Origin of the sequence: Legionella spiritensis, assembly GCF_900186965.1 — a bacterium.
GTDB lineage: Bacteria > Pseudomonadota > Gammaproteobacteria > Legionellales > Legionellaceae > Legionella_C > Legionella_C spiritensis.
The window spans coordinates 1921833-1946920 of the sequence record NZ_LT906457.1 but is presented as its reverse complement, the minus strand read 5'-3'; the positions used below and the strand labels follow the sequence as shown (position 1 = coordinate 1946920).

Genomic DNA, 25088 nt, shown 5'->3' with positions numbered 1-25088 from the left:
ATTTCATTTGAGTGAGGTTCCCTTCTCCCGCGGGCGGGAGAAGGGCGTTTTAACCGGCCAGAATTAAACGATAAGCAGATACATGGCACCCGCACCGCGCAATACCTGAACCAGCATTTGTTGCTTGTTCTTTTGTGATACGGTTTGCAGGGTTTTCACGTTAGGCGTCGCCTGTTTGTTGGCGCTGATGATGATGTCGCCCGGTCTTAATCCCGCACGCCAGCCTGCGCTGTTTTCACTGGCGCCCACAACCTGTATGCCGGTGATATGGCCGTGCAGTGGTGAATCCTGTTCAAAGTTTCTTAATGCAAGTCCATACAGGAACGGATTGCTTGATTGCAATTCCTGTTCGTGTTTCTTGATATCGGTGACCACGGCGTTTAAGGTTATTTCCTTGCCTTCGCGTTTTACGGTAATTTTTACATCACTGCCGACACGTAACAGGCTGATTGTGGTTTTAACCTGAGTGGCCTGGGTAATTCTGGTGTTATTGATTTTTGTAATAATATCACCCGCTTTTAAACCGGCGCGTTCGGCAGGGGACTGCTCGTTGACCTGAGATACTAGCGCGCCCTGGAAATCTTCCGGGTAACCCATGGCCTGAGCCAGTTCAGGTGTCAGGTGCTGGACGAATATACCCATCAGGCCGCGTCGGATGGAGCCGTAGCGAATCAATTGCTGCACCACGTCTTTCGCCATGTTGACAGGTATAGCGAAGCCTATGCCGACATTGCCGCCGTAAGGGGATAATATCGCGGTGTTGATTCCAATCAACTCGCCTTTGGTATTGATCAGCGCGCCGCCGGAATTACCCGGATTAATCGCGGCATCGGTCTGGATAAAGTTTTCAATGCCTTCTATGTTCAAGTCGCTCCGCTTCATCGCGCTGATGATACCAAACGTCGCGGACTGGCTGTTGCCGAAGCTGTTTAAACCAAACGGGTTACCAATAGCGACTACGAAATCACCAACTTCCGCCTTGTCCGAATCACCAATTGGCAGACTTTTAAGGTTTTTAGCGTCAATTTTCAGGACGGCCAGATCGGTATCACTGTCTCCGCCTATCAATTTGGCTTTCAGACGACGCCCGTCATTCAAGGTGACCGTAATGAGGTTTGCGTTACGAATGACGTGATCGTTAGTGATGATGACCCCGTTTTTCGGATCGACGATAACACCGGAACCAATGCTTTGAAATTTCCGTGGTTTTTCAGGAATCATGGGAGCCGGACGCTGATTTCTGTTATCTTCATCGTCTTCACCGGCCTGCGGGAAGGCGGGAATAACACCTTGAACGGCAACGTTCACGATGGCCGGCATGGCATTCTTAAGTACAGGCGCCAGCGACGGAAGCGATTTGCTGTCTTCCGCTATGGCATGCAAGGACATGGTTGCCAGCAGCAACCCGCTCAATAATGAAATGAATTTACGATACATGGTTGTTATTCCCAACTATTTTAATTAAACCAAACCAAAGTGACCATTCTACCTGTTTGTTGCTCTCTGCGATAGGAATAGAAGTCTTTTTTTTGCTCATATGTGCATAAATTGGACAAATAGACCGCTGAAACGCCTGCATTCTCCAGAACGAGCCTGGCCAGTCCGGGTAAATCGGCTAACCATTTTTGTTGATGCGGTTGAAAAGCGTCCGCCGCAAATTTGTAACGGTTCAGGAAAGTCCATCGTACATCCTCCCCAACTTCATAACAAGACGGGCAAATGGCAGGCCCAATCCAGGCCAGCAATTCTTCCGGGTTGCTTTTCATTTTTACAATAGTGTTGTCAATCACGCCGTTGACCAGCCCTCGCCAACCCGCGTGAACAGCGGCAATTTCGGTTCCCTGTCTGTTGCAAAGCATAACAGGCAGGCAATCTGCGGTCATGATGGCCAGAACACGATCAGGGCTTCTGGTTACGGCGGCATCGGCTTGCCGGTTAGGATCCTCTTCAACGAGGACGCAACGGTTGCTGTGCGTTTGTTCCAGCCACACCGGCTCGCTCGGCAGGTTCAAAAAACTGATCAAATCCGCGCGGTTTTTCAACACGTGATCCGGGTTATCACCCACATGAAGACCCAGATTATTACTGTCGTACGGAGGCAGGCTATGCCCTGGATATCTCCGTGTTGTCAGGGCATGGATATTGTCCGGGGCGGGCCATGTTGCGATTATATTAGCCAAAATAATCATCCAATAGCGTTAGCAGATGCTGAAAATCATCAGGCAAAGGAGCCGTTAAAGTCAATGGTTTCGAGGTTTCAGGGTGAATGAAAGCAAGGCTGGCCGCATGGAGTGCCTGACGTTGAAACGCCTGTACGTTCCGGCGCAACGACTCGTCGAGCCCGCCGGCGATACGGGATTTGCCGCCGTAAAGTGGATCGCCGACGACCGGATGGTTGATATGATCCATATGAACACGAATCTGGTGGGTACGTCCCGTTAACAGCCGGATGTTGAGCAAAGTGAAATGATGGTAGTGCTTCCTGACGGAATAATGAGTTATTGCTTCTTTTCCCTGAGCCAGCACGGCCATTTTTAACCGGTTTTTGGGGTGTCGGCCAAACAGGGTTGCAATGTCACCGCCGCCAATAACGTGTCCATGTACCAGTGTTATGTATTGGCGTTGAATGTCTCTCGCCTGCATTTGCCGGACAAGATCCATGTAGGCGGGCAATGTTTTTCCTGCTATCAGTAATCCTGTCGTTTCTTTATCAAGACGATGGACAATGCCCGCCCTTGGCAACCGATCAAGTTGTGGAGCATGGTGGAGAAGGGCGTTAACCAGGGTGTGGCCAGGATTTCCGGCACCGGGATGAACAATCAATCCCGCCGGCTTGTTGATAACCAGCAAGGATTCATCCTCATAAACAATATTCAGGGGAATCGCTTCCGGCTGGCAGGACGGGTTTTGATTTTCAAGGGTTTCATCACTCACTGCAAACAGAATGACATCGCCACTCAATACCTTATCCTTGGGTTTCAACTGTTTGCGGTTGACGGTAATCAGTCCCTGCTTCAGCCATTCACTTAACAGGGAACGCGAATACCGGGGAAATAACCGGGCCAGGGCGATATCAACACGTTTGCCATGTAACTCATGAGGCACCGTCAATTCCTGCCTATCCGCGTTTTGATCAGACAACGTGACATTCATGAGCAATCAATCGTCCACGTAATGAATTAGGCAAGGCATCGGTGATATGGATATCAGTAAACTGTCCGATAAGTTCTTTCGGGCCATCGAAATTAACCACCCGGTTACATTCCGTTCGTCCAGCCAGTTGCCGGGCATCTTTCCTGGACAGTCCGGTGATTAATATCCGCTGGGTTGTCCCGACCATGGACTGGCTGTAGCGGGCCGCGTTGACCAGCAGCCTGTTTTGCAAAATCTGCAAACGCTGTTTTTTCACATCCATAGGGGTCTCATCGGGTAAATTGGCGGCCGGTGTGCCTGGGCGCGGGCTATAGATAAAGCTGAAGGACGTGTCAAAACCTATTTCATGAACCAAATCCATGGTGTCCTGAAAATCTTTATCGGTTTCCCCCGGGAAGCCTACGATAATATCCGTGGACAAGCGAATATCCGGTCGGACTTTTCGCAGCTTGCGGATTTTGGATTTGAATTCCAGGGCGGTGTAGCCTCTTTTCATCATGGCCAGTATGCGATCCGAACCGCTTTGCACCGGCAAATGCAGATGATTGGCCAACTCAGGCACTTCCGCAAAAGCGTTGATGAGATTATCGGAAAAAGCCAGAGGGTGGGAGGTGGTAAAACGAATGCGGTCAATGCCGTCGATGGCGGCGATATAATGAATTAACAGGGCCAAATCTGCGATATCTCCCTGCTCCATCAAACCGCGGTAATCGTTAACGTTCTGGCCAAGAAGATTAATTTCCCGAACGCCTTGGGCAGCCAATTGGAAACACTCCGCCAGAACGTCATCAAAGGGACGACTGATTTCCTCGCCGCGGGTATAGGGAACTACGCAATAACTGCAATATTTGCTGCACCCTTCCATGATGGACACAAACGCGGTAGGACCTTCCGCTCTTGGAGCCGGTAAATGATCAAATTTTTCAATTTCAGGGAAGCTGATATCGACAACCGGTTTCCGGGTTTTCATGCGCTCTTCCAGTAAAGCCGGCAGGCGATGCAAGGTTTGCGGTCCAAACACAAGGTCAACAAAGGGAGCCCGTTTGATGATATCGGCACCTTCCTGACTGGCTACGCATCCGCCAACGCCGATGATAATCCCGGGATTGTTTTTTTTAAATTCCCGCCATTGCCCCAGTTGGGAAAATACTTTTTCCTGTGCTTTTTCGCGAATGGAACAGGTATTTAAAAGAATCACATCCGCGTCTTCCGGCTTTTCCGTTTTTACCAGACCATGGGTATGGAACAAAACATCCGCCATTTTTGATGAATCGTATTCATTCATCTGGCAACCGTTGGTTTTAATGTAGAGTTTTTTAGTCATGCTTCAATCTGTTATCCAGGTTAATAAAAATAAAAAATCAAGATATGTCCATAAGGACGAAGTACGAGATCATACCATTTTGATGGTATTAAATACCAAAAAAAGTGCAAATTTTCGTCATCTCTAACCTAATCAATCGTTCACGCTCTGGCAATATGTTTCCTTGATGCGGGGTAAAACGAGCAAAGAGATGAATATACCGGCCGGCAATATAGCAAGGGCTACATGGTAGGCTTCAAGAGGGTATACCCGGACTTTATCGACGATTTTTCCTTGCCACATCAAATCAAGAATATAGCCGATTAACGGTTGTGCCAGGGCTATACCCACCATGTTCATCATGTTCATGAAACTGAGTCCCGTTGCGACATATCGTTTGCAGCACAGCTCTTTAGCCACGGCAAAAGCGGGTAGAAAACCGGATGAGAATATACCGAAGGCAAACAGAAAAATTTGCATAAGCAAACCGGATTTAAACGGGTAGAAAATAAATAAAAGACTGGTTAAGAGAGCACCGACGGATCCTATGTACATAGGCGGTTTACGCCGTCCGATACGATTGGAAAAAATGCCCCAGAATGGGCTGGCGATGGCCCAGCCGACAAAAACCAGCGAGATATAGTTGGCCGCGGTCGCTTTGGTCAGTCCCATTTTAAACATCAGAAAAGGTACACCCCATAATCCGCAAAACACCGGTGTGGACATATACATCAAGCCGCCAAAAACAGCGACCAGCCATAACTGTCTGTTTTTAATCAGAGTGAGCAGGCTGCTCATAAGAGGGGCCTCCCTGATCTCTTCCGAGATTTTCACCGTATGCTTGGCGTTGCGGGGTGCATCCTTGGCGATGACCAGTATCAGGAACGCAATGACCAGACCAACCATGCCCATAATGACCATACTATGCCGCCAGCCGTAGTGATCAACCAGCAAGGCCAGAGGCGCTTCTCCTCCTATCGCGCCAAGCATGCCTATGGTGACCATCATCCCGGTCAGGAAAGCGAATCGGTTGGCGGGGAACCAGTTTGCCGCAAGTTTCATGGCCCCAACCGCCGCGAAAGCTGATCCGAAACCAATCATCAGGCGAGCGATGCAGGCCGTGTAGAAATGATCCGTCAGGCCGAAAGCTATGGTGCTGATGGCGCAAATGGTTGTTGCCAGGGTAAGGAGTCTTTGCGGTCCGAAATAATCCATCATAACTCCCCCGGGCAGCTGCATGATGGCGTAAGAGTAAAAATAAATACCGGAAAGTATGCCCAAAGTATGACTGGTGACTGCAAAGTCACGCATTAACTCGGTGCTCATGACGCTTGGGGAAACCTGTAGCAGACATTCATAGAAGTAAAAAAGCGAGCCAAGTCCCCAGACTACCCAGGGTTTAATGTTGTTGGACGGATAATTCTCGGGCAGGACATGGTTCTGACTATATGACATCTATTCAAATACTCCCTATTAAAAATAACCCCGGGGCTTGTTGACCTATCATTAGGTGAATGAAAAATAGTCAAATCGAACTTAATTGTCCGCATTTTCGCAGCACGTCATGGCATGTTAACAAGCTCTGGCTATAAAGCTAAAAGCCAGTCATTTTATCTTAATCAGTCAGAATTGGAATAGAAATAAAAAATTTTATCAAATTGGTTTTAAATTGTCTATTTGTGCGGGATTTGAAGTAAAAAAAGCGCTGGTAGTAAGATTCGTTATTTTCTAGATTGTGTTTAACCCTTATATTTTATAAATTTTCCCTTATAATGCGCATTTCATAAAACCTGGTGATACGGGGTCATTTATTTCGAGTTGGCAAACTCATTGGGTATCTTTCGATCTGTGTTATCCTTAATCGGATACATATTTCAGAGATTCCTGACAAAAAGAGATGGCGCTGTCGAAAAAGGCTTTATAGCGATTTTGTTCACGGAACCTGAGGGCTGTTGACATGCGAAGACCTGCTTTGCACCATTCTGTTTCGTTTAATTTTTTGTAGGGCATTCATGTATGCATACTAATACTGTTTTTTATACTATCTTTCTGATTTTTGCCGGTGCCGCCATTTTTTCGACTCTGGTCTTGTATACAAAACAGTCGCTGCTGGTTGCTTACATACTTCTCGGTGCGGCCCTTGGTCCCTGGGGGTTGAAACTGGTTTCTGATGTCACCATCGTCCAGCAGGTGGGAGATATCGGCATCGTTTTTCTGCTTTTCTTGCTGGGGCTGCACCTGCAGCCGCAAAATCTGGTACACATGCTCAGGAAAATAACCTGGATTGCCATCGTCAGTTCGATATTGTTCGCCCTTATCGCCTATGTGATTGGCCGATGGTTCGGGTTGGGTAAAACCGAGTCCTGGATTTTAGGTGCCGCCATGATGTTTTCCAGTACCATCATTGGCCTTAAGCTATTACCTACAACAATATTACATCACCAGCATACCGGTGAGGTGATGATTAGTGTTCTTTTGATGCAGGACGTCATTGCCATTATTGTCCTTATCCTTATTAACGGTGCGAAACAGGGCGGAGGGCTGGCTGTTAACGATCTGATCCTGGTGCTGGTTGCCCTGCCTTCCCTGATCTTGTTCGCGTTTGCGGTTGAACGATATATTTTAGTGAAATTGCTCGCTCGTTTTGACAGGACCCAGGAGTATGTCTTTTTACTCTCCATCGGCTGGTGTCTGGGGCTCTCTTTTCTGGCGGAGCAGATTGGTCTTTCGGAAGATATCGGGGCATTTGTTGCCGGAGTCGTGCTGGCGTCAAGTCCCATTTCCCTGTTTATTGCGGAAAGTCTGAAGCCGTTGCGCGATTTTTTCCTGGTGATGTTTTTCTTTTCGATAGGGGCGACGTTTAATTTCGGTTATGCCGCGCAGGTTGTTATTCCGGCTTTAATTCTGTCCGCACTTATACTGGTTGTGAAGCCTCTGTTATTCAATATTCTTTTAAGGCGGGCCGGAGAGAAGAAACAGGTGGCCAGGGAAGTTGGTTTCAGGCTTGGGCAGGCCAGTGAGTTTTCCCTTCTGGTGGCCAGCATTGCGTTAAGCTCGGAATTAATTTCCGAGGTTGCATCCAATCTGATTCAGGCGACGACTATTTTAACATTTATCGTTTCATCGTATCTTGTAGTATTAAAATATCCGACACCCATTGCCCTGTCTGAAAAAATGCAAAAGGATTAAGCATGAAATTACTGGTTATAGTACTTTGTTTATTCAGCGAACGATATCTGGTTCATTCCGTCTCGCACAAGCGTTTTTCATGGTTTACGGATTATTTTAATATTGTCTGTGGAAAGCTGCCTCAAACAGGATTCCTGGCCAATCGATGGCTGACTTTATTTATTGTAATACTGCCGTTGTTTCTTGCCGTGTTCATCGTACTTTGCCTGTTTAAAAGTTTGTTATTTGGTTTTATTTATCTGATCCTGAACCTGATTGTTTTTTATTATTGCCTTGGCCCGGGCAATCCTTTTTATCCGGTCAATAATGGTGAGACCGAGGCGGAAGAAGAGTCCGCCGCCTTCAATTATTTTGCGGTAGTTAATAATCAGGTCTTTGCGATCATTTTCTGGTATATTATTTTGGGTCCGTTAGCGGCACTTGTATACCGCCTTGTCTCCTTATGCCGGGATCAGTCATTAACGTCCGGTGAGGCACAAAGACTTACTGATATTCTGGACTGGATACCCGCAAGATTAACGGTATTGCTGTATTTACTGGTTGGTAATTTTCAGCATGGCTTGCATTTTCTAATCCAGAATCTTTTTGCCTTGCCCGCATACAATACGGAATTGCTCGGACAAGGCGGGCTGCTCGCCGCACGCGCCAGGGAAAACGAAATGGTTTCACTGCCATTTGCCCAAAGCCTGGTTGAGCATGCCATGATCGTTTACCTGGTATTCATTGCCGCTTTTACCCTGGTCGCCTGGTTGTAGTTTATGAAATGTTTACAAACAAGCCCTAACCAAATACGAGTCCGAAATGATAAATTCTATTAGTCGAGTGGTGTTGTTGATTGGACTGGCGTTATTTCTGGCATCCTGCGTATCAATGACCAAACAGCCCGGGGATAAACAGGCATTCGCTGCCTGCAGGGTCGCTTGTCAGCAGGCGGCGAAGCAGTGCAACAGGGTATGTCGAAACAATTGTCCCCAATGCACGGCTTACGCCAACCAGACTGCGGCGAGACACTATCGAAAATACGTTCATGAAGTTTGTGTGGAGGGTGGAATTATTGCCCGTGATTTGAAATCCTACCGTGATCCACTACAATGCCGCAAAACAACCTGTAATTGCCGGGCCGATTATCAGGTTTGCATGCAATCGTGCGGTGGCGTTATCCATAAACGATTGCAGGTATCTCCTGTGTGCTAACAAAGCCTGAAGACTGACGAGGAATACATTCATGTCACAAGAAAATGCAAAAGATATTGATCCAATAGAAACACGTGAGTGGCTGGATGCCTTGCAAGCGGTAATAAGAAATGATGGATGTGTTCGTGCTTCTTTTATTCTCCAGGAGCTTTTTAACAAGGCCAATTCGGAAGGTGTCCATCTGGAGAGCATGGTACATACGCCTTATCGCAATACTATTAAACCACATGAAGAAAAACCGATGCCTCCGGATGAAGGAATTGGTAAACGAATCAATGCATTAATTCGATGGAATGCCGTAGCTATGGTTTTGCGTGCCGGAAAATACGCACCGGAACTGGGTGGCCATATTGCGTCCTACGCGTCGGCATCTACGCTTTATGAAACCGGGTTTAACTATTTTTTCAAGGGGCCAGAGGCTACCAGTCATGGCGGCGATTTGGTTTATATTCAAGGCCACTCTGCACCGGGAATTTACGCGCGGGCGTTTCTCGAGGGACGTTTGAGCGAACATCAGCTGGCCAGATTCAGGCAGGAAGTGGAAGTGGATGGCTTGTCCTCCTACCCGCATCCGTGGTTAATGAGCGAATTCTGGCAATTTCCAACGGTGTCCATGGGGCTTGGACCGCTACAGGCCATTTACCAGGCCAGATTCCTGAAGTATCTGGAAAACAGGGGCTTAATTCCTGCGGAGGGAAGAAAGGTATGGGCATTTCTTGGTGACGGAGAAATGGATGAGCCGGAGTCTGTGGGTGCCCTGTCTATTGCTGCCCGTGAAAAACTGGATAATCTTATTTTTGTAGTGAATTGCAATCTGCAACGGCTTGACGGCCCGGTGCGCGGCAACGGAAAAATTATCCAGGAACTGGAAGGTGTATTCCATGGGGCGGGATGGAATGTCATTAAAGTGTTATGGGGTGGCCGCTGGGACGCGCTGTTTGCCCGTGACAAGACAGGCATTCTGCAAAAACGCATGGAAGAGTGTGTCGATGGTGACTACCAGGCTTACAAAGCCAACGACGGCGCTTATGTCCGCGAGCATTTTTTTGGTCAGTATCCTGAATTGAAAGCTATGGTTGCCAATATGTCCGACGAGGAAATCTGGCGTCTTAACCGTGGTGGACATGATCCGCAAAAAGTCTATGCCGCTTATGCCCAGGCTGTCGAGCACAAGGGTACCCCTACGGTTATTCTGGCTAAAACGATCAAGGGTTATGGTATGGGAGCCGCGGGTGAAGGACAAAACATCACCCATCAGCAGAAAAAAATGACCATTGAACAATTACGCGCTTTTCGTGATCGGTTCAGTATCCCTGTCAGTGATGATAAAATAACGGACATACCTTTTTATCGTCCTGAAGAAAACAGCCCTGAAATTCAATATATAAAAAACCAGCGTGAGGCTCTTGGCGGTTATCTGCCGTCCCGAAACCATGAGCTTGAAAAACTGGATATTCCCGAGCTTTCCGCTTTTTCTTCTGTGACCAAGGGTACGGGAGAGCGTGAAATTTCAACAACTATGGCATTTGTGCGAATTTTATCCGTTTTATTAAAGGATAAAACGTTGAGTTCCCGGATTGTACCAATTGTTCCCGATGAGTGTCGCACCTTTGGTATGGAAGGACTGTTTCGCCAGATAGGAATTTATTCGCCGGTCGGGCAACTGTATACTCCGGTTGATCATGAGCAGGTCATGTATTATCGGGAAGCACGCGACGGGCAGATTCTTGAAGAAGGCATTAATGAAGCGGGGGCGTTTTGTTCCTGGATTGCCGCAGCGACGTCGTACAGCTCCAATAAACTGACTATGATTCCGTTCTATATCTATTATTCCATGTTTGGATTCCAGCGTATTGGCGATTTGGCCTGGGCCGCCGGTGATATGCAGGCGCGGGGATTTCTTCTGGGTGGTACCGCCGGACGTACAACGCTTGCCGGGGAAGGGTTACAGCATCAGGATGGCCATAGTCATATCATGGCCTCAACTATCCCGAACTGCGTGGCTTATGATCCGACGTACGCCTACGAACTGGCGGTAATCATGCGGCATGGTTTGTACCGCATGTATCAGAAGCAGGATAACGTGTTTTATTACATTACCGTTATGAACGAAAATTACACACATCCTGATATGCCGAAAGGGGTTGAAGAAGGCATTATAAAAGGTATGTATCTGCTTGAAACCATTGGTAAAAAGAATAAGGCCCATGTACAGCTTATGGGATCAGGTACGATATTACGGGAAGTAATCAAAGCTGCTCACTTGCTTCAGGAGGATTTTGGCGTCAGTTCGGATATCTGGAGTGTGACCAGTTTTAACGAGTTACGCCGCGATGGCCTGGCGGCCGAGCGTTATAATCGTATGCACCCTGACACCGCCAAGCCGCGCCGAAGTTATGTGACGGAGCAATTAAAGGATCGAAAGGGACCTGTGATTGCCGCTACCGATTACATGCGTCTGTACGCGGATCAAATAAGACCTTATGTTCCTGGCAGCTATGTGGTGCTGGGTACGGACGGTTATGGTCGAAGTGATACGCGTGAGCGCTTGCGTCATTTCTTTGAGGTTGATGCGAAATTTATAGTTCTTGCGGCACTGGAAGCGCTCGTGGCACAAGGTGAGATGAAACAGACTCATGTGAAGGATGCTATCAAGCGGTATCAAATTAATAATGAGAAGCCTGACCCGATTACTCATTAATGAAACACGAATGAATACCTTTAGCCGGGATTGAACAGCGTTTCATCCCGGTTGAACTGTTTGCGAGGATAAATATGGCCGAAGATATGAAAGTTACAATACCGGATATTGGTGGCGCGACTGATGTGGATGTTATTGAAATTCTGATAAAACCGGGCGATGAGATTTCAGTGGATACGCCCCTGGTCACGCTGGAATCGGAAAAAGCAAGCATGGACATTCCCTCTCCTTCAGCAGGAAAGGTTGAAAAAGTGCTGGTCAAGGTTGGTGACAAGGTTTCAGAGGGTGATGAGATTCTGATTCTCTCGGGCTCGCAACCGACTGCCGCCTCTGAAGATGGTGAGATGTCGAAGTCGAGCACACCGCCACAAAAAGAACAGACACCCCCGGGCAAGCCGGAATCGCCGCAGCCGAAATCCGTTTCCTCATCCGAATCGAGAGAGATCCTGATTCCTGATATTGGTGGTGCGGAAAATGTGGATGTTATTGAAGTGATGGTCAATGCCGGAGATGTTATTGCCAAGGATCAGTCTTTAATTACCCTGGAAGGTGATAAAGCGACAATGGAGATCCCCTCGCCCTATTCGGGTGAAGTGTTGTCTGTTGCGGTAAAAGTAGGCGACAAGGTGTCCCAGGGAAACAGGATAGTCACCATGAAGGTTGAGCAAGAGGAGCCTGAAAAGACGAAGTCCCCCTCCGGTGAACCGGAATCGATCGCGGACAAAACCATGGTTGAGGAAAAAGCGCCGCAACGACAGGAAAAGGCCGGGTATCAGCCGCGGGAAAGCGACGATCCGGCCAGTACGTCAACAAACCTTGTTGCGGCGGGACCGGCGGTTAGACGCCTGGCGAGAGAATTGGGTGTGGCGCTTGACAGGGTGAAAGGAAGCGGCCGTAAAAACAGGATCACCCGGGAAGATGTTCAGGCGTATGTCAAGGAACGCTTGAGTCAGAAAGCCGGTTCGGGTCTTATGGCTATGCCACAGGCACCGGTGGTGGATTTCAGCAAATTTGGCGAGATAGAAACAAAGCCGTTGAATAAAATCAAACGTCTGACCGGCGTTAACGTCCATCGTTCCTGGATTACAATCCCGCATGTCACCCAGTTTGATGAGGCCGATATTACGGAGCTGGAAGCGTTTCGTAAACAGGAGTCGGACAAGGCAAAGCAAGCCGGATATAAGTTGACCTTGCTCGCTTTTGTTACCAAAGCGGTGACCAAAGCCTTGACAAAGTTTCCGCAGTTTAACGCGTCCCTGGATGCGGGCGGCGAGAATTTAATTTATAAAAAATATTTTAACATCGGTATCGCGGTGGATACACCCAATGGTTTGGTGGTTCCGGTCATTAAAAATACGGACCAGTTATCGATTGGGGACATTGCCCGGCAAATGGGTGAATTAAGCGGAAAAGCGCGGGAGAAAGGTTTGACTCCTGCCGATATGAGCGGAGGTTGTTTTACAATTTCCAGTCTGGGTGGAATAGGAGGCACGGCGTTTACTCCCATTGTCAACGGGCCGGAAGTCGCCATCCTGGGATTGTCACGATCGTCAATAAAACCGGTTTATCAGGGAAGCGATTTTAAACCCCGTCTCATGCTTCCTTTATCATTGTCCTATGACCATCGGGTTATCGATGGTGCGGAAGCGGCTCGATTTACCCGTTTCCTTGCGGATTTACTGGAAGACGCGCGTCGGATATTATTGTAAAAAATCAGGGTCTGTTGGCAGGTCATTTCACGGCTGTAAATGCGCTGTCAACAGGCCCGGCTTTCTAATTAAATAAAGAGGCTTGTAATGAGTGAAAATGTAAAAACCGAAGTTGTAGTTCTGGGAAGCGGGCCTGGTGGTTATACGGCAGCATTCCGTGCCGCCGATTTAGGTAAAAAAGTTGTCCTGGTTGAACGTTTTGATAGTCTGGGCGGCGTTTGTCTCAATGTCGGTTGTATTCCTTCAAAAGCACTTCTTCATGTTGCAAGGATACTGGATGAAGCCCATGAAATGGGCGATATGGGGGTTGGTTTCGGCAAACCCAAAGTGGATAGCAAAAAGCTGGTTGCCTGGAAAAACTCCGTAACGGGCCAGTTAACCGGTGGTCTGAAAGCGTTGGCCAAGCAACGTAAGGTTGAGGTATTGACCGGAGTGGCTAATTTTTCCGGAGCCAATCAGGTTGTGGTTGATGGTAACGGTAAAAAAACAACCATTGATTTTGAAAACGCCATTATTGCCGTAGGCAGCGAGTCCATCACGTTACCTTTTGTGCCTGAAGATTCCCGAATTTTCAGTTCCACCGGCGCTTTGGAACTGGCCGATATCAAAGGGGATTTGCTTGTTTTAGGCGGTGGTATTATTGGCCTTGAAATGGCGACCGTATACAGTGCTCTGGGTGTCAAGGTAACGGTTGTTGAATTTATGGATCAGTTAATACCCGGTGCGGATGCCGATTTGGTGAAGGTCTTGCAGAAACGTATGGCCAACAAAGGCGTGACATTCCTGTTAAAAACCAAAGTCACTGCTATTGATGCGAAAAAAGACGGTATCTACGTCACCATGGAAGGTGAACATGCCACGGACAAACCCTTGTGTTTTCAGCAGGTTCTGTTATCGGTTGGCCGTAAACCAAACGGTGGTACTATCAGTGCGGACAAGGCTGGTGTCAAGGTGGATGAAAGAGGGTTTATTAAAGTTGATAAACAAATGCGTACCAATGTGTCTCATATTTTTGCGATAGGTGATGTGGTCGGGCAGCCAATGCTGGCGCATAAAGCGATACCGGAAGGCCGGGTTGCCGCGGAAGTGATTGCCGGTATGAAACATCAGTTCGATCCACGCTGTATTGCCAGCGTAGCTTATACTGATCCTGAAATCGCCTGGGCCGGACTAACGGAAAAAGAAGCGAAAGAAAAGGGGATCCCATATGAAAAGGGAACGTTTCCCTGGGCGGCCAGTGGGCGGGCTCTCAGTATGGGGCGTGGTGAGGGTATGACCAAACTGCTTTTCTGTCCTGAAACCAACCGCATACTTGGAGCCGGTATTGTTGGAGTGAATGCCGGAGATTTGATCTCCGAAGCGGCACTCGCAATTGAAATGGAATGCGACGTTGAAGATATTGCTTTAACCATTCATCCACATCCGACACTCTCTGAAACGGTTATGTTATCTGCCGAGGCGTTTGAGGGAACCATTACGGATTTGTATCTGCCCAAAAAGAAGAAAAAATAATAGTTTTCGTTTGAGTAAGTTCGTTGTCTACAGATAACGAACTTACATATCCTGCCATGAGCTATCACTTCCTGTCATTAAGTTACAAAAACTTGCCGGACTGAGTATAATGAGAAAAAGGATGGTGATAATTAGGCTCTGTGTACCAAATTTTCTTCGCACTATTTTTTGCGAAAAGGCAGTAGCCCGTAAGGAGGCCTTCGGCCGTATTGCGGGTTTGATGTGCCAATTAGGAACGTTTTCCCGCATTACGGCTTCGCCTTCATGACGGGCTACAAGATATTATTTTTTGTTAACCCAATCTGGTAACGGTAACATGCTTAAAGTTCGCCCAATGCAGGTTAGTGATCTTGATCGTGTCTATACTATAGAACTTGCTTCCCATAAAGCGCCCTGGAGTCGCAGTATTTTACAGGATTGCATTTTGGTTGGTTACAATTGCCGTGTTTTAGAGTCAACGGAGAAATCGACTGGACCACGGATTGTCGGATATTTGATTGCCCGTCAAAGTAACGGTGTATGCCATATTCTTAATCTTTGCATCGACGTTTCTTGTCAAGGCAAAGGCTATGGACGTTTTTTATTAAAAAATTTACTGGAGTCTCTGGACAAAAATCTGATCGCCACCCTTGTTCTCGAAGTTCGACCGACCAACAAAGCCGCCATAGCGTTATATGAAAGTCTGGGGTTTCAAAGGAAAGGCATTAAAACCGGCTATTACACGGATGAAGATGGCAAGGAGGAAGACGCACTGGTGCTGAAAAAATGGCTTTAGCTCGATCGCAGGCGGGATCAGGCCCGGCAATCTGCGATCGGCAAAACACCCTCTGCGGAATTTATTGCTTTTATCCCCCCCTGGTTATGCCGCTATCATTTTGTTTCGCTCTTTATACAACAATGCCAGGAAGCCAAGCACCGCGATACCCAGGCCAATCGGGATGATGCTGATCCCGTAGATAAACGCTTTTGATACGGTAGTACCGCCAAAATGGTTGACTACTAATCCAATCAGGGAGTGAAACGCGTATCCAAAACTCATGATAATCATGTTGGCCACCGCGGTGGTTAATCCGGCGACCTGTTCCGGTACGTAGGTGGACGCTTTATAAATAGCAAGGATCTGATAAGCGGAACAGGTTCCTATTAAAAGAAAACTGGCTACCATACTGTGGCTGGTCAATTGTCCCGATATCAAAACCAGAAAGCAAAACATCATAAACGCCCCTGCGGCGCCGATAACAGCCAGATAATTGCCGGTTTTTTCACCTATGTAGCTTAAAACAGGCGCTCCAAAGCACATGCCCACAAAAATCATGGACGTCAGATAGCTGGAGTTTTCATGGCTGAAACCATAGATTTTTTGCAGAAACGCTGCTCCCCATACATCGGCAAACCCTTCCAGGGGGCCAACCATTAATCCGGCTAACAGGCATATCATGATCACCTTTTTGTTCATGAGAACCGATTTAAGATCGGATAAGACGCTTTCAGTTCGTTTCTGTTCCAGATCAGGGATAATAAAATAAGTCATTCCGGCCAGGATGAGTCCAAATCCGATAAATATTTGCACCACATTTTTATATCCCAGACTCTCTGTCAATGCGCTAACCGGCCCGCCACCGTAGATGGCTCCGATTAAACCGATAGTCACGGAAAGACTCAGCATTCGAGTAAACTGTTTCTCTGTAAATGTCATACGAATGATTTTAAAGATGCCTAAAATAGCGGCAGACGAACCCATGCCAATCAACAAGCGACCGATAACGGGATAAATCCAGTGTTCTGCAAAAAGAACAGGTAGCAGACCGATGACGGACAGCAAGATACATGCGGTCATAATTTTTTTAGGCCCGTAGCGATCGAGGAGAATTCCTAACGGCAAGTGCATCAGGGCGTATCCTATGTAATACACGCCGGAAAACTGCCCAAATATGGTGCTGTCAATATGGAACTGCTGAATAAAATCCTGCAGCATGATATTTGGCATAACTCGTAATATATATTGGTAAGCGTAAAAGATGGATGCTGTTGTCCAGATCACCCAGGCGGCCAGTCGCGATATAGGCATAATTTAAAAAATCCTTTCTATAAGCTAACTAAAGAAGATTGAGTTTTTTTATGATGATGAAATATATGCTCCGCCCTAGCGGAGAAGAATAAGGGATAGTCGTTGAGAGTTACCGGAAAGTTGTTTGCTAAAATAGTCCATAAACATCAGCCAAATAAATAAACAGTCTATATATAATAAATGCACCAGGATTTTTAGTCAATTGTTGTTTATATTTTATTTTTTTTGAACAGTTAGGCGTTCCAGGCATTTATGAGCTTATTTTTTATTTCATAGTGTTTTTTATTAGTTCATTTGGTTGATTTTCGTGTATAATTCAGTCTTTTTAATTTTAAATGAATGGAGTAAATTCATGACTCAAGAATTAACCTTGTCAATTATTAAACCGGATGCTGTCAGCAAATCCGTTATCGGCAAAATTTACGCCCGATTTGAAGATGCCGGCTTAAAAATCGTGGCTGCCAGAATGACGCATTTGAGCCGTGAGCAGGCGGAAGGATTTTATGCGGTACACAAAGAGCGTCCCTTTTTTAATGATTTGGTTTCTTTCATGATTTCCGGTCCGGTTATGATTCAGGTTTTGCAAGGCGATAACGCCATTGCCAAAAACCGTGACATCATGGGTGCTACAAATCCCAAGGAAGCGGCTCCCGGAACAATTCGCGCTGATTTCGCCGAAAATATTGACGCCAATGCCGTTCATGGTTCAGACAGTGCTGAAAACGCGCAAAAAGAGATCGCTTTCTTTTTTGAGCCTCACGAAATTTGCGCCAGGTAATCCATCGTATTCGGGGCAGGTAATGAGCGAAAAAATTAATCTGTTGAATTTCAATTATCAGCAAATGCGAGCGTTTTTTACCGATTTGGGTGAAAAGCCGTTTCGTGCTCAACAGGTAATGCAGTGGATTCATCAGGCCGGTTGCCATGATTTTTCAACCATGACCAATTTGGGAAAATCATTACGTGATCGGCTTTCTGAACAAGCGGAAATTCGTTTGCCGGAGATTATCGCCTGCCAGAAATCCGACGATGGAACACACAAATGGTTGTTGAAACTGGATTGCGGTAATTCCATTGAAACCGTATTCATTCCTGAAACCACAAGAGGTACTTTATGCGTATCCTCACAAGTTGGTTGCGGTTTGAACTGCAGTTTTTGCTCCACGGCCAAACAAGGGTTTAACCGTAATCTGACCACTGCGGAAATCATAGGCCAGGTATGGCTGGCTGTTCGTGAGTTATCAACCAGTAATGGCAGTCATGATAAAAAAATTACCAATGTGGTGATGATGGGAATGGGTGAGCCGTTGCTTAATTTTGATAATGTCGTCGCCGCCATGGATATTATGATGGATGATTTCGCCTATGGTTTGTCCAAGCGCCGTGTGACACTAAGTACATCCGGTGTGTTGCCGGAACTGATCCGGCTGCAATCCGCGAGTCCGGTTTCTCTGGCCGTTTCGCTGCATGCCCCGACGGACGAGTTACGTAATCAACTGGTGCCCATAAACAAAAAATATCCGTTGGCGCAATTGATGGAAATTTGCAAAACCTATTTCAAAAACGAGTCAAAACGCAAGGTAACTTTTGAATACGTTATGTTAAAGGGCGTCAATGATCAGCCTGTTCACGCCGAACAATTGATTAAACTATTACGTAACGTTCCGGCCAAGGTCAATTTGATTCCTTTTAACCCGTTTCCCTATACCGAATACGAGTGTTCTTCCCGGGATACTATTAATTCGTTTCGTGATCGGCTTGTTGCCAAGGGAATCAATACCATTACCAGAAAAACACGAGGTGATGATATTGATGCGGCATGCGGTCAATTGGCTGGAAAGGTAAATGATAGAACCAGCCGCTCCAAAAGATGGCAAAAATTGCATTTTATGCCACACGAAAAGATGGTTTCCGAAGACAGAGCCTAGGCTCTGTGTGCCAAATTTTTTTCCAGGCGAAAGCGAGGCGATTATTGTTACACTAAATAATAGTTTCCCGTAGCCCGTCATGAAGGCGAAGCCGAAATGCGGGAAAACGCACTCACCTGTAACTTCTGTTGCAATATTGGCACATGAAATCCGCAATACGGCTGCAGGCTTCCATACAGGCACTCTCTTTTTCGCCTGGAAAAAAATTTGTTTGCGGAAGTTTGTGATCCTTTGCATAAGCCTTTTGAAATTCCACTGTTCATAGGTATAATGCACAATCTTTACTAGGTTTCGTGATCATAGTGCGCATGCTATTTGGTTTGACTGGTTATCGTCGAATTTCGATATTAAAAATGTTCGACCGCCATGCTTTGAAATCCGGTGTTTGCGACGAGCGATCATATCTTTGTGGTGGAATAATGGGCAGAAGGTCAGGCTGGAAACAAATTGGCTGGTTAGCTTCCTTATGCGTATTTTTGCTTCTGCAGGCATGTCAACATAGCCTGGAAACTGAGCGAAAAAAACAGGTCAAAGAGCAGAAGTTAAGCAAGGCGGCTGGTTATAATACTCAACTGGGTCTGGCTTACCTGAAACAGGGTGATACGCCGCGAGCGAAAAGAAAATTACTCTACGCCTTGCAAATGGAACCCAATTCGCCTGACGTGAATGTCGCCATGGCTTATTTCCTGGAAAAAACAGGCGATGTGGATGAGGCGAAAAACTACTACAGCAAGGCGTTGTCGCTTGCACCGAATGATGGGTCGCAACTGAATAATTATGGTACTTTTTTGTGTCGTTCAGGTAAATATAAGGAAGCCGAACGCTATTTTTTAAAAGCGGTGAACGATGTCCATTATATCCATAGCGCCGGTGCTTATGAAAATGCGGGACTTTGCGCCAGCGCGATTCCTGATCTTGCGAAGGCGGAGCATTATTTTACCAAGGCTCTTGAACAGGATCCGCATCGCAGGCAATCACTGGTAGAACTCGTAACACTGGAAATAAAACAAAATGATCCATCCAAAGCACTGAAGATTCTGCAAAAATATCAGGAAATGGCTTTGAATGATCCCTCCTTGCTTGCTTTGGCCGTTGATGCTGCGCATAAGGCGGAGAAAGCGGACATGGAAGATTTTTATAAGCAACGCCTGGGAAGGTTCACTAATAATGTTGCCGGAGAAAAAAATGACTACGAACACAACAGTAACGGATGAATTATCACAAAATCCTATTGAAAATCCCGGCGCACACCTGGCGCACATTCGTGAGCAAAAGGGTTACAGTCGCGAATACGTTGCGAGCAAGCTGCATTTACGGGTAAAAGTGATTGAGCTTCTGGAAGCAGGCGACTATGAACAGATGCCTGAGCCTGTTTTTGTCAAAGGTTATTTTCGAGCCTACGCCAAATTGCTGGATGTATTGCCGGAGCCTTATCTGGCATCATTCAATAATATCTTTATGGCCGAACGCAAAGCCGAAAAAATCGCTTTATGGCAAAGCAGACGTGAAACAAATCGAGGAGAGCGCCTTGTTCGCTGGGTAAGTGCTCTTGTTGCTATCAGCGCGATTGTCGCTATTAGTTTCTGGTGGCAGAAAAGCAATGATGGCAAGCTGTTTTTTTCCGGAAAACAAGCCGGATCGGGAGTGGCGTTAGCGAAACAGCCTGACAAGGAAATGGAAGTTAAATTAACCGATATTTCAAAAATGCAGTCGATGTTCAGAGCCGATTCATCGTCCGTTTCTTCGGAGAAAAAGGGTGGCTGAACGAATCCAGGCAATTCGAGGCATGAATGACATACTGCCTCATCAAACATCATTGTGGCGATCCGTAGAGAAAATATTCGCAGACTGTCTATTGCAGTACGGATATCAGGAAATACGCTTTCCTCTTGTGGAAAGCACGCAACTTTTCAAACGTACTATCGGAGAAGTGACCGATATCGTTGAAAAGGAAATGTATACGTTTACCGATTTGAATGGCGACAGTCTGACCTTGCGGCCTGAGGGTACCGCGGGATGTCTTCGTGCCTGTCTTGAGCACGGGCTTTTGCATAATCAACAGCAAAAACTCTGGTACATGGGTCCCATGTATCGCCATGAAAAACCACAAAAGGGTCGATATCGTCAGTTTACCCAATTTGGTGTGGAAGCGCTGAATATCCCGGGAACAGCGGTAGAGCTTGAATTGATAGCCATGTGTTTACGGTTATGGCGGGAATTGAGGATTGATCAATCCGTCGTATTGCAAATCAATACATTGGGTACGCTGGATGAGCGGCGCTTGTATAAAGAGGAATTACAGCGTTTTTTCCGGGCTAATCTGGACGTACTTGACGAGGATTCCATAAAACGACTGGATAGAAATCCCCTTCGCATTCTGGATAGTAAAAATCCTGATATACAAGCGTTGATCTCAAACGCACCGAAATTGATGGACATGCTTGGTGAAGAGAGCAAAACCCATTTTCAATCTTTTTGCGCGGGTCTCGACTCTCTGGGGATTGCTTACCAGCTTAATCCATTTCTGGTTAGAGGACTGGATTATTACGGCCATACCGTTTTTGAATGGGTCACCGACAAACTGGGCAGTCAGGCAACGGTTTGCGCCGGTGGGCGGTATGATGTTCTGGTTGAACATCTGGGCGGTAATCCGACCCCCGCGGTTGGATTCGCCATGGGGGCTGAGCGCCTGCTATTGTTAATGGAAACATTACAAGTGACACTCGATGATAATAAACACCCGACGTTGTTTATTATCATCGGTGATGATTCGGCCACGCAGAGCGCGTTAGGTCTTGCTGAACAATTAAGAGATTTTCGCAGCGACTGGTCTGTCATTACCAATACCGCGGGTGGCGGCTTTAAAAGTCAATTCAAAAAGGCCGATAAAAGCGGGGCTGATCTTGCTATTATTCTGGGCGAGGATGAAATGAAAAACGAACAGGTCAGTGTGAAAAACTTGCGAAATCACGAGGAACAGTTCACTATGCCCCAGCAGGATTTGGCAATACGAATAAACGACTATCTTGGACGATAGCAGGAGAATATGATGTCGGTTTATATGACTGAAGACGAGCAAATAGACGCCATAAAAAAGTGGTGGAGTCGCCATAGTACGTGGATTACTATTCTGGTTTCATTGTTATTATTAGGCGTTTCCGGCTACAAATACTGGAATTGGCATCAGTACAAAATCAAGACACAAGCGTCAAACGCTTACGAACACTTAATCCTGGCTTTTTCCAACGAGAATAATAAGGATATCAGGGCTTATTCCAACCAATTGATTAATGAATACGGCCAGACAGTATATGCCGATGTGGCAAGAATGACCCTGGCCAAATTGTATATAAAAAAGAATGATTATAACAAAGCGAGAGATATGCTGGATTATGTTGCAAAGCATTCCACCATGTCCGCCTTCAAGCAAATTGCAAAACTTCGGATTTCACGTTTATTTGTTGCCGAGAAGCAGTTTGACAAGGCGTTGACCGAATTGAGTGTGGTTGATGATGGGGCTTATATGCCGCTCATTAATGAGTTGAAAGGTGATATTTTTGCGGCAACCGGTAAGTATCAGCAGGCAATTTTGTCTTATAAGGAAGCAATGAGTCAGACTCGTATCAAGGGTATGGGCAATTTGTTCCTGGAAATGAAGACAAACGAACTCGCCTCGCTGACGCAATCGATGTCGAATGATAAACATTCATTACAAGCGGCTTGATAAAGAGGTTTTATGTTGTACATTAAAAGAAATTTGATTGTTATTGCTCTATGTGTTTTATCTGCGGCGTGCAGCACCATTGATGATTACATGCTGGGAAAAGACAATACACCAAAGCCGGACGCTCTGCCCCCGGTTAAATCGCGGGTAAGTATGGTCGAAAAATGGACCGCTCCTGTAGGGCGTTCGAAGAAAAATGATAATCCCAAACTAAAACCGGTCATTGTCGGCAACATCATCTATAGTGCGGACGGAGCCGGAAATGTTCAGGCCATTAATAAATCTACCGGCGCGCCAGTCTGGTCAAAAAAACTGTCATCCGATCCGGTTAGCGGACCGACTGTCGCGTCAGGCCATGTTATTGTCGCGACCGATGATTCCAGTTTGACGGCTTTGAAACAAAGCGATGGAAGCGAACTCTGGAAGGCGAAGGTTTCCAGTGAGGTATTGGCCAACCCCGTCATTTCTAACGGACGTGTGATTGCAAAATCTATCGATGGCAATCTTTATGCGCTTGATCTGAAAAATGGCGCCAGGCTTTGGGTTTCCGATCATGGCGCTCCTAATTTGATATTGAAGGCCAGCTCCTCGCCTGTCGTACTCGGAAATATGATTCTGGTTGGTTATTCCGATGGAAAAATGGACGCGGTTGAACAGGAAACAGGACGGGTTCTCTGGCAGCGAAGTATCGCCTATGCAACAGGTTCCAGTGATGTTGAACGCCTGGTGGATATTGATGCGGATCCCATCGTTATTAACAATGTGGCGCTTCTCGGAAGTTATCAGGGGTATCTTGGCGCGCTTTCCCTGCAGGACGGCCATTTTTTATGGCGAAAACCCGCCTCAATTTACAAGAATATGACCGTCGTTGGCAATAATCTTTATGTCACCGATACGGATGATGTGATTTGGTCTATTAATAGAAAAAACGGGCAGGTAAACTGGAAACAAATGGCCTTGAAAGCACGGGGATTAACGGAACCTGTCCTTATGGGCAATCGTTTGTTTGTCGGTGATAAAACAGGACTGTTACACGTTTTATCCGCTTCCAGCGGCGAATTTTTAGCCCGTGTTCCGATGGGTGGTCCGGTCAATGTCGCTCCTGTCGTTTCCGACCATAATTTATATGTGATGACGGCCAATGGCAAATTAAGCCGGTATTTGGTGAGTTAAATTCATGATTCCAGTCGTTGTATTAGTTGGTCGCCCGAATGTGGGCAAATCCACTTTATTTAATCGTTTGACAAAAACACAGGATGCGTTAGTCGCTGATTTTCCAGGTTTGACTCGTGACAGGCAGTACGGGCAAGCTGTTTTTGAAGACAAGCCCTTTATTGTGGTGGATACGGGCGGCGTGGGTGTCGATGATGCGGCTGTCGATACATTAATGTCCAGACAATCGGAAACAGCCATAGATGAAGCGAATATTGTCCTTTTTCTGGTAGATGGCCGGGCAGGGCTTGTGGGGATTGACGAAAGTATTGCCCTTCGGCTAAGAAAAATAAATAAACCCGTTTATCTGGTTGTTAACAAAGCAGACGGCCTGGATGAAGAAATTGCCGCGGCGGAATTTCAATCATTGGGTTTTAACAATATCTATGCGATTTCCGCGTCTCATGGTCGCGGAATCCAGACTCTTTTAACCAGCATTACCGAAAATTTTACAAGTAACGCCGATCAGGACGCGTTAACACCAGAAGACCATGCCATTAAAATTGCGTTTGTAGGGCGACCCAACGTTGGCAAATCCACCCTTGTCAACCGTATGCTTGGTGAAGAACGGGTGGTGGTCTATGACATGCCTGGTACAACCCGCGACAGCATCGCCATTCCTTTCGTCAGAGACGAGAAACACTATGTGCTCGTTGATACGGCGGGGGTTCGGCGTCGTTCACGTGTTGATGAAAAAATTGAAAAATTTTCCATTATTAAAACCCTGCAAGCCATTAAGGAAGCCCACGTTTGTCTGATGTTAGTTGATGCACAGGAAGGGATCACCGAGCAGGATATGCATTTGCTGGGTTTTATCATTGAAGCCGGCAAGGCACTGGTCGTAGCCGTTAATAAATGGGACGGACTGGAAGCGGATCACAAGGAACAAGTCCGTATGGAATTATCCAGGCGCCTGCATTTTGTCCGGTTTGCAAAAACACGTTTTATTTCGGCGTTGCATGGCAGCGGTGTGGGTCTGCTGTTTGAGGATATCGGACAAGCCTATCAATCAGCCGTGCAAGCTTTTTCAACGCCCAAATTAACCCGTTTGCTGCAGGACGCTGTTGAGCAACATAACCCGCCAATGGTCAAAGGCCGACGGATCAAATTGCGCTACGCCCACGCCGGAGGCCATAATCCCCCAATCATTGTGATTCATGGTAATCAGCTGGATTCCTTGCCGGAAAGTTATAAACGCTATCTGAACAATACATTTGTTACTCAACTGGGTTTGATTGGTACGCCGTTAAAGTTGGAATTCAAGGGTGGAACCAACCCTTTTAAAGACAAAAAGAACAAATTGACCGATCGCCAGATTAAGCGGAAAAAGCGTTTGTTAAAACGGGTAAAAAGACGATAATTTTGTAGCCTGCAAGAAAAAATAAAACCCTGGTT

At 46.6% G+C, this 25088-nt stretch carries 21 protein-coding genes; 15 read left to right on the top strand and 6 right to left on the bottom strand.

From position 1 onward, the window contains the following. Positions 1–63: 63 nt before the first annotated feature. The 5 genes from CKW05_RS08765 to CKW05_RS08745 form a co-directional block, all read right to left on the bottom strand. Positions 64–1389: a Do family serine endopeptidase gene (locus CKW05_RS08765; protein WP_408607008.1), complete on the bottom strand. Its 1326-nt coding sequence runs from the start codon at positions 1387–1389 to the stop codon at positions 64–66. Positions 1390–1457: 68 nt separating this feature from the next. Then, the gene (gene pgeF / locus CKW05_RS08760) at positions 1458–2180 is read right to left on the bottom strand and encodes a peptidoglycan editing factor PgeF (RefSeq protein ID WP_058484485.1); all 723 of its coding nucleotides are present in this window, start codon (positions 2178–2180) and stop codon (positions 1458–1460) included. Next, on the bottom strand, positions 2173–3153 hold the full coding sequence (rluD, locus tag CKW05_RS08755; protein WP_058484198.1) for a 23S rRNA pseudouridine(1911/1915/1917) synthase RluD: 981 nt from the start codon (positions 3151–3153) through the stop codon (positions 2173–2175). The genes pgeF and rluD overlap by 8 nt, the downstream gene beginning before the upstream one ends. Next, on the bottom strand, positions 3134–4477 hold the full coding sequence (gene miaB, locus CKW05_RS08750; RefSeq protein WP_058484199.1) for a tRNA (N6-isopentenyl adenosine(37)-C2)-methylthiotransferase MiaB: 1344 nt from the start codon (positions 4475–4477) through the stop codon (positions 3134–3136). Before miaB ends, rluD begins: the two co-directional genes overlap by 20 nt. Before the next feature lie 132 nt (positions 4478–4609). Beyond that, on the bottom strand, positions 4610–5911 hold the full coding sequence (locus tag CKW05_RS08745; RefSeq protein WP_058484200.1) for an MFS transporter: 1302 nt from the start codon (positions 5909–5911) through the stop codon (positions 4610–4612). Positions 5912–6472: 561 nt separating this feature from the next. Between CKW05_RS08745 and CKW05_RS08740 the strand changes: the two genes are divergently transcribed. From CKW05_RS08740 to rimI, 7 genes are all read left to right on the top strand, one after another. Further along, the gene (locus tag CKW05_RS08740) at positions 6473–7645 is read left to right on the top strand and encodes a cation:proton antiporter (protein WP_058484201.1); all 1173 of its coding nucleotides are present in this window, start codon (positions 6473–6475) and stop codon (positions 7643–7645) included. A 2-nt stretch (positions 7646–7647) separates the two neighbouring features. After that, a complete protein-coding gene (locus CKW05_RS08735; RefSeq protein ID WP_058484202.1) occupies positions 7648–8400 on the top strand; it encodes a hypothetical protein in 753 nt (250 codons plus the stop codon). Positions 8401–8446: 46 nt separating this feature from the next. Further along, positions 8447–8839 carry an acyltransferase gene (locus CKW05_RS08730; RefSeq protein WP_126338257.1) on the top strand — a complete coding sequence of 131 codons (393 nt, stop codon included), beginning with the start codon at positions 8447–8449 and terminating at the stop codon, positions 8837–8839. 31 nt (positions 8840–8870) lie between these two features. Further along, complete coding sequence (aceE, locus tag CKW05_RS08725; RefSeq protein WP_058484204.1) at positions 8871–11540, top strand: pyruvate dehydrogenase (acetyl-transferring), homodimeric type; 2670 nt, start codon at positions 8871–8873, stop codon at positions 11538–11540. 74 nt (positions 11541–11614) lie between these two features. Further along, on the top strand, positions 11615–13249 hold the full coding sequence (gene aceF, locus CKW05_RS08720) for a dihydrolipoyllysine-residue acetyltransferase (RefSeq protein WP_058484205.1): 1635 nt from the start codon (positions 11615–11617) through the stop codon (positions 13247–13249). An 87-nt stretch (positions 13250–13336) separates the two neighbouring features. Further along, on the top strand, positions 13337–14761 hold the full coding sequence (gene lpdA / locus CKW05_RS08715) for a dihydrolipoyl dehydrogenase (RefSeq protein WP_058484206.1): 1425 nt from the start codon (positions 13337–13339) through the stop codon (positions 14759–14761). Between the two features lie 316 nt (positions 14762–15077). After that, positions 15078–15536, top strand: a complete 459-nt coding sequence (gene rimI, locus CKW05_RS08710; RefSeq protein ID WP_058484207.1) for a ribosomal protein S18-alanine N-acetyltransferase — start codon at positions 15078–15080, stop codon at positions 15534–15536. Positions 15537–15620: 84 nt separating this feature from the next. On the opposite strand, the gene CKW05_RS08705 is transcribed toward rimI, so the two are convergent. After that, a complete protein-coding gene (locus CKW05_RS08705) occupies positions 15621–16829 on the bottom strand; it encodes an MFS transporter (RefSeq protein ID WP_058484208.1) in 1209 nt (402 codons plus the stop codon). Between the two features lie 352 nt (positions 16830–17181). On the opposite strand from CKW05_RS08705, the gene ndk reads away from it, so the two are divergent. The 8 genes from ndk (at position 17182) to der (ending at position 25053) form a co-directional block, all read left to right on the top strand. Further along, positions 17182–17607, top strand: a complete 426-nt coding sequence (gene ndk / locus CKW05_RS08700; protein ID WP_058484209.1) for a nucleoside-diphosphate kinase — start codon at positions 17182–17184, stop codon at positions 17605–17607. A gap of 22 nt (positions 17608–17629) precedes the next feature. Continuing rightward, positions 17630–18757 (top strand): 23S rRNA (adenine(2503)-C(2))-methyltransferase RlmN, encoded by a 1128-nt coding sequence (gene rlmN / locus CKW05_RS08695; protein WP_058484210.1) that lies wholly within the window; start codon positions 17630–17632, stop codon positions 18755–18757. Positions 18758–19176: 419 nt separating this feature from the next. After that, positions 19177–19971 (top strand): type IV pilus biogenesis/stability protein PilW, encoded by a 795-nt coding sequence (gene pilW, locus CKW05_RS08690; protein WP_058484211.1) that lies wholly within the window; start codon positions 19177–19179, stop codon positions 19969–19971. Beyond that, complete coding sequence (locus CKW05_RS08685) at positions 19943–20521, top strand: helix-turn-helix domain-containing protein (RefSeq protein ID WP_058484212.1); 579 nt, start codon at positions 19943–19945, stop codon at positions 20519–20521. The genes pilW and CKW05_RS08685 overlap by 29 nt, the downstream gene beginning before the upstream one ends. Before the next feature lie 22 nt (positions 20522–20543). Next, positions 20544–21794, top strand: a complete 1251-nt coding sequence (gene hisS / locus CKW05_RS08680) for a histidine--tRNA ligase (RefSeq protein WP_231950750.1) — start codon at positions 20544–20546, stop codon at positions 21792–21794. Between the two features lie 12 nt (positions 21795–21806). Next, on the top strand, positions 21807–22481 hold the full coding sequence (locus CKW05_RS08675) for a YfgM family protein (protein ID WP_058484214.1): 675 nt from the start codon (positions 21807–21809) through the stop codon (positions 22479–22481). A 12-nt stretch (positions 22482–22493) separates the two neighbouring features. Then, positions 22494–23654, top strand: a complete 1161-nt coding sequence (bamB, locus tag CKW05_RS08670; RefSeq protein WP_095140617.1) for an outer membrane protein assembly factor BamB — start codon at positions 22494–22496, stop codon at positions 23652–23654. A gap of 4 nt (positions 23655–23658) precedes the next feature. Continuing rightward, positions 23659–25053 (top strand): ribosome biogenesis GTPase Der, encoded by a 1395-nt coding sequence (der, locus tag CKW05_RS08665; RefSeq protein WP_058484215.1) that lies wholly within the window; start codon positions 23659–23661, stop codon positions 25051–25053. Positions 25054–25088: the final 35 nt, after the last annotated feature.

Coding starts and splice junctions, on each gene's coding strand:
- hisS (WP_231950750.1), top strand. CDS start 20,544: ATGAATGACATACTGCCTCATCAAACATCATTGTGGCGATCCGTAGAG.
- CKW05_RS08745 (WP_058484200.1), bottom strand. CDS start 5,911: ATGTCATATAGTCAGAACCATGTCCTGCCCGAGAATTATCCGTCCAAC.
- CKW05_RS08675 (WP_058484214.1), top strand. CDS start 21,807: ATGTCGGTTTATATGACTGAAGACGAGCAAATAGACGCCATAAAAAAG.
- lpdA (WP_058484206.1), top strand. CDS start 13,337: ATGAGTGAAAATGTAAAAACCGAAGTTGTAGTTCTGGGAAGCGGGCCT.
- rlmN (WP_058484210.1), top strand. CDS start 17,630: ATGAGCGAAAAAATTAATCTGTTGAATTTCAATTATCAGCAAATGCGA.
- CKW05_RS08765 (WP_408607008.1), bottom strand. CDS start 1,389: ATGTCCTTGCATGCCATAGCGGAAGACAGCAAATCGCTTCCGTCGCTG.
- bamB (WP_095140617.1), top strand. CDS start 22,494: ATGTTGTACATTAAAAGAAATTTGATTGTTATTGCTCTATGTGTTTTA.
- rimI (WP_058484207.1), top strand. CDS start 15,078: ATGCTTAAAGTTCGCCCAATGCAGGTTAGTGATCTTGATCGTGTCTAT.
- pilW (WP_058484211.1), top strand. CDS start 19,177: ATGGGCAGAAGGTCAGGCTGGAAACAAATTGGCTGGTTAGCTTCCTTA.
- CKW05_RS08705 (WP_058484208.1), bottom strand. CDS start 16,829: ATGCCTATATCGCGACTGGCCGCCTGGGTGATCTGGACAACAGCATCC.
- CKW05_RS08735 (WP_058484202.1), top strand. CDS start 7,648: ATGAAATTACTGGTTATAGTACTTTGTTTATTCAGCGAACGATATCTG.
- der (WP_058484215.1), top strand. CDS start 23,659: ATGATTCCAGTCGTTGTATTAGTTGGTCGCCCGAATGTGGGCAAATCC.
- aceF (WP_058484205.1), top strand. CDS start 11,615: ATGGCCGAAGATATGAAAGTTACAATACCGGATATTGGTGGCGCGACT.
- ndk (WP_058484209.1), top strand. CDS start 17,182: ATGACTCAAGAATTAACCTTGTCAATTATTAAACCGGATGCTGTCAGC.
- rluD (WP_058484198.1), bottom strand. CDS start 3,153: ATGAATGTCACGTTGTCTGATCAAAACGCGGATAGGCAGGAATTGACG.
- aceE (WP_058484204.1), top strand. CDS start 8,871: ATGTCACAAGAAAATGCAAAAGATATTGATCCAATAGAAACACGTGAG.
- CKW05_RS08685 (WP_058484212.1), top strand. CDS start 19,943: ATGACTACGAACACAACAGTAACGGATGAATTATCACAAAATCCTATT.
- miaB (WP_058484199.1), bottom strand. CDS start 4,477: ATGACTAAAAAACTCTACATTAAAACCAACGGTTGCCAGATGAATGAA.
- CKW05_RS08740 (WP_058484201.1), top strand. CDS start 6,473: ATGCATACTAATACTGTTTTTTATACTATCTTTCTGATTTTTGCCGGT.
- CKW05_RS08730 (WP_126338257.1), top strand. CDS start 8,447: ATGATAAATTCTATTAGTCGAGTGGTGTTGTTGATTGGACTGGCGTTA.